Here is a 1,529-nt window from a genome sequence, read left to right on the forward strand (position 1 = left end):
ATCAAAGGCATGCTGGCGGCAATTGGTATTCTGCTGATCTTCCAACAGATCCCGGTGGCGCTGGGCGCAAAAGGGGAGAGCGACTTAGCCTCGCTGTTGACTGGCGGTTCGCTCAACATATCCCTGCCGGCGGGGTCGGTGTCGCTGAGCGGGCTGCTGATCCTCTGGCTGTGGACCACGCCCGCCGTGAAGCGCAATAAATGGTTAGGCTGGGTGCCCGGCCCGCTGGTGGCGGTGCTTCTGGGCTGCCTAGCGACTGTGTTTGGCGCGCGGCTGATGCCCGAGCTCTCCGCCGGTCTGCCGCGTATTTCATTGCCCGCGTTCGACAGCATTCAGGCGCTAACCGGCGAGCTGGAGCGCCCGGACTGGCTGGCGTGGCAAAATCCGGCGGTGTACATCGTGGCGCTGACGCTGGCGATTGTTGCCAGCCTAGAAACGCTGCTCAGCCAAGAAGCGCTGAAAAAGATGCAGCTGCAAAACCCGCCTCCGTCGCCGGATAAAGAAATGCGCGCGCAGGGCATCGGTAATGCGCTCTGTGGTTTTCTCGGCGGTCTGCCGATCACCGCGGTGATCGTGCGCAGTTCGGTCAACGTCAGCGCGGGGGCACAAAGCAAGCTATCGATCCTGCTGCACGGCATGCTGCTGCTGATCTGCGGGCTGTGGTTTAGCGGGATCCTCAACGCCATCCCGTTGGCAAGCCTGGCAGCGGTGCTGTTGTATACCGGCTGTAAGCTGGCACCGCCGGGCCTGTTTGTCTCGCAGATGCGCCAAGGGGCGCAGCAGTCGGTGCCGTTTATCGCCACCGTTGGCGGCATTCTGATATTTGGCATGCTGGCGGGGATCGGCATTGGTCTCGCGACACAGGTGCTGTTCAGCATCTATAAAAGCCAGCGCAACGCGATGCATCTAACGCGCTATGACGACCACTACGTGCTGAGCTTCCAGCAGAATCTGACCTTTATGCATAATCTACGGCTGAAGGGCCTGCTGGCACAGATCCCGGAAAATAGCGTGGTGATTGTCGATCACGACAGCGCGGAATATATCGACCCGGACGTTAAAGCGCTGCTGAAAGATTTTGGCGAAGGGGCGAAGAAGCGCGGGATCCAGCTCAACCAGTGGCCGGTTAAGCTGCCGTAAGCATATTTACGCTGCGGGTCAGAGATCAGCCTGAGCACGCCGATCTCCGCCCCGACGATCATCGTGCTCGCTATGGTTAAAGCGGCAGATCAATCACTAGCGCGCGCAGCGGGGTTTCTACCGTTAGCGTCACACTCTCTTCTTCGCGCAGGAACGCGCCGTCGCCGCAGGTCAGGGTTTCCTGCTGCTGCGAATGGATCGCCGCCTGCAGCGGCATGCTGAAACTTTCGCCCGGCTCCAGCAGCACCTGATGCACCTACGCCTGCTGGCGCAGCTGTAGGCTGCCGTCGCTGCCGGGTCCACTTAATGCGCAACGTGCTGAGTCGTGTCAGCAGGGCTAGCCAGTTGGTGGTGCGTGCGGAGCTACAGCAGGTGTTCGTGCAGACCGA

General features: G+C 60.8%; 1 protein-coding gene and 2 pseudogenes. 2 read left to right on the plus strand and 1 reads right to left on the minus strand.

All coding sequences use genetic code 11. From position 1 onward, the window contains the following. Positions 1 to 1,140 (plus strand): SulP family inorganic anion transporter (locus BBW68_RS12405; RefSeq protein WP_070135602.1); only part of this gene is annotated, 1,140 nt, incomplete at its 5' end. Between the two features lie 76 nt (positions 1,141 to 1,216). Here BBW68_RS12405 and BBW68_RS12410 read toward each other — a convergent pair. After that, a pseudogene (locus tag BBW68_RS12410) lies at positions 1,217 to 1,444 on the minus strand (pirin family protein); the annotation flags it as partial. Between BBW68_RS12410 and BBW68_RS18455 the strand changes: the two are divergent. After that, positions 1,426 to 1,529 (plus strand): annotated as a pseudogene (locus BBW68_RS18455) (transposase); the annotation flags it as partial. The pseudogenes BBW68_RS12410 and BBW68_RS18455 overlap by 19 nt on opposite strands.

The organism is Candidatus Erwinia dacicola, from assembly GCF_001756855.1.
Classification (GTDB): domain Bacteria; phylum Pseudomonadota; class Gammaproteobacteria; order Enterobacterales; family Enterobacteriaceae; genus Erwinia; species Erwinia dacicola.